The sequence below is a fragment of the Polaromonas sp. P1_G2 genome, from assembly GCF_056405515.1.
The window spans coordinates 1-438 of the sequence record NZ_JBFUBY010001225.1 but is presented as its reverse complement, the minus strand read 5'-3'; the positions used below and the strand labels follow the sequence as shown (position 1 = coordinate 438).

At 66.9% G+C, this 438-nt stretch carries 1 protein-coding gene; it reads right to left on the bottom strand.

Features of this window, described 5'->3' with window-relative positions; all coding sequences use genetic code 11:
• Positions 1 to 89 precede the first annotated feature (89 nt).
• Positions 90 to 438, bottom strand: a 349-nt coding sequence (locus AC1D0P_RS29885; protein WP_477680043.1) for a LysR substrate-binding domain-containing protein, incomplete at its 5' end; no start/stop codon positions are given.

Here is a 438-nt window from a genome sequence, read left to right as displayed (position 1 = left end):
CGAGGGGGATTTGGGGTTGGATTTGCCGCATATCAGCAGGGTATGGGGGGATAATGTTGTGCGGTGAGGGACGCGAGCCGGGGGAACTCTCACTGCCGTTTAGGCCGCTCGTAAGGCGCCGGCGCCTCCCGCTCTTCCTCCGCCATCGTCCTGATCCAGTCGCACAGCAACAGCGCGGCGGGAGGCAGGTCGCGCGTGCTGTTCCAGGTGAGATAGTACGCATCCGGCGTCGGCACGACGAGGTCGGTGAAGCGCACCAGCTCGCCCTTTTCGATCAGGGGCCGGACCATGCGGTGCCAACCGACGACCAGGCCCTGGCCGGCCATGGCGGCCTGCAGTGCGATGCTGAATTTGCCGAAGCGCCGGCCGCTGAAGGCGCGGTGTTTGACGCCGCCGCGGGACAATAGCTCGGCCCAGCCCATCCAGTCGGGCTCGACC